The organism is Allobosea psychrotolerans, from assembly GCF_002917105.1.
Taxonomy (GTDB): Bacteria; Pseudomonadota; Alphaproteobacteria; order Rhizobiales; family Beijerinckiaceae; genus Allobosea; species Allobosea psychrotolerans.
The window spans coordinates 1-2,302 of the sequence record NZ_PQFZ01000049.1 but is presented as its reverse complement, the minus strand read 5'-3'; the positions used below and the strand labels follow the sequence as shown (position 1 = coordinate 2,302).

1 protein-coding gene, 1 tRNA gene and 1 pseudogene are annotated in these 2,302 nt (G+C 65.2%); all 3 read right to left on the bottom strand.

Features of this window, described 5'->3' with window-relative positions; genetic code table 11:
• Positions 1–83: 83 nt before the first annotated feature.
• Positions 84–1,496: a DUF6538 domain-containing protein gene (locus CYD53_RS29725; RefSeq protein ID WP_103721672.1), complete on the bottom strand. Its 1,413-nt coding sequence runs from the start codon at positions 1,494–1,496 to the stop codon at positions 84–86.
• Between the two features lie 85 nt (positions 1,497–1,581).
• Positions 1,582–1,668: transfer RNA gene (locus CYD53_RS29720), tRNA-Leu, on the bottom strand.
• A gap of 112 nt (positions 1,669–1,780) precedes the next feature.
• Positions 1,781–2,302: pseudogene (locus CYD53_RS29715) on the bottom strand (hypothetical protein); the annotation flags it as partial.

Here is a 2,302-nt window from a genome sequence, read left to right as displayed (position 1 = left end):
GGCGAAGCAAAGTCACAGTTCGCCGTTTTGTTCGAGGACCGCTTCATCACACGGTGAAGCTCAACCGCCCCGGACACAAAAATTCAGACAGTCCCGTGTCTCCAGCCGTGATTGGGCTGCACTCGGGTGTCCTTCACGGTGTCCCGGGCGGTCTCTGCAAGTCGGTTCTTGAGCCCCTGTAGAGGCCCAAGGACATCGCTTCCGTCAGCCGGCGTGAGGAACAGGTGTCCGTCCTTGACCCGGCGACAAAACTCCGGGAAGCCCTGGGCGACAAGGTGCTCATGCAAGACAACGTCCCGCGCCTGATCGGTCTTTACCGTCCCCGCATCGGGCGTGATGTGGATCACCCAGTAGCCACCGACTTTCCGCACGTCTTGCTTGCGAAGCTGGGCGACCTCACCAACACGGGCTCCGGTGTAGGCACAGAGCCACGGAACCCACCGCTTGGCGGCAAAGGTCTTCGGCTGCTCGTTGCCCTGTTGGTGACCCTCGGCGGCCTTTAGGAGAGCCTCTGCCTCCTCGTCCGTGAAGCCCTTCGGTCGCGTCACCTTCCGCTTCCCGAGCTTGATTGTGATGCCCGCAGCGGGGTTGCTGGGTAAGCGGTGGTTGCTGACGCCCCAGCCGAACAAAGTCTTGAGCGCCGACAGGTCGCTATCCTTCACCGTCTTCGGGGAGATAGGCTTCTTCGTCCGTGGGTTGATCGAGGCCAGCCGGTGATCCTTGAAGCCGACGACGCGCCCGGGGGTGACCTGCGTTGCATCGTCATGCCCTAGGAAGGCGACGAAGCCGTCCACGGTGTTGCTATAGCTCTCATGGGTGCTGGGCTTGCGGCCCGTAGCCTGGGCCTCCTTCCACCAGTCGGCGAGGATGCCGGTTAGGCTGGTCTTGCCGGCGGGCGTCACGGCCTTCGGGGCCTCCGTTGCCTTCCACTCGGGAAACCGTGAAGCACCTGGGTCCGGGCTGTAGTCGCCCTGGGCTCGCCGCCGCAACGCCCCTGATGCCCGGTGAAGGGCAAGCGCCACCTGGAGAAGGACGCGCTCGCGTGTATCAGCATCGACACGAAGGCCGCGACGTCCCAGCCGGCCGTCTAAATCGCTTCCGATAGCCTTTTCGAGCTTCGCAAGCCCCTGGGCCGCGTTCACCTCGACGGTGTCCAGAGCGTCTTCCAGCAAGTCCTGGCTACCTTCCCAGCCTTCCGGTTCGCCTGGGTCGGCTCCATAGGCTGCGATGGCGTCCTGATAAACCTCACCCGCGAGAGCCGCGATCTGCTCTGTGGTAAGGCGCTGTGTGCCACCCCGAAGGGAGCCCCAACGCGCCTCGATCACTGCCGCTAATTCCGCATGGGCTTTCCGTGCTTCTGCGACGTCCTTAGTGCGAAGCGACTGGATGAACTCGGTCTTCCCGAGGGCCTCCCGAAGGTCCTTTGGGACAGCCTTTCGGAACCAGTAGACGCCCGTCTTGGGATGCTTAAAAGGTCGTGCCATGCTCAGGACCATATGGATCACCCGACTGTATCACTCGGGCGTCCACAAGTCGTTGATTTCCGCTAAGTCCTTGAGGTTGGTAGTCCTCTAGGAAGAGTGGTGCCCAGGAGAGGACTCGAACCTCCACGCCCTTGCGAGCGCCAGCACCTGAAGCTGGTGCGTCTACCAATTCCGCCACCTGGGCAACGGCGGTTCGTTTACGGGGGCCGGATGGTCCTGTCAACGCATAGATCGACATTCATGTCGTTTCGTTGACGGAAGAGTTTGGACCAGGCCTGAGGGCGCCGCCTCAGGGCTCAGAACTCCTCCCAGCCAGCGTCATTGGCGCGGCCGTTGACGGCGCGCTTGGCCGGTGCGGCGGGGTGCGTCGGGGCCGGGGCGGATCTGGCTGGCGCTGCCGCGGCAGGCCTGGGGCTCTGCGCGAAGGCAGCCTCGGCGAGCTTGCGCAGGCGCGCGGGCTCGGAGGCCGGTTCATGAGCCTGGGCAGCGCTTGCCCTGGCGGCCGGGCGCGGCGCCGGGGCGTAGCTGGCCGATGAGGCGGCTGCCCCCTCAGGGCCCGTCCTGAAGGCGGCGACGAGCTCGTTGAGCTGGACGATGCGGCCAGACAGCGAACCGGCCGAGGCCGCGCTCTGTTCGGCAAGCGCCGCATTGGCCTGCGTCATCTCGTCGAGATGGGCGACGGCCTGGCTCATCTCGTCGATGCCGTTGGCCTGCTCGCCCGAGGCCGCCGAGATCTCGGCGATGGTGGCCGCGACCTTTTGCGAGGCGGCGAGGATCTGGGTCAGGGCGTCGCCGGCCTGGCGCACCAGCGTGACGCC

Excerpts from the sequence above, each read along its gene's own strand:
- CYD53_RS29725 (WP_103721672.1), bottom strand. The coding sequence starts at position 1,496 with ATGGTCCTGAGCATGGCACGACCTTTTAAGCATCCCAAGACGGGCGTC.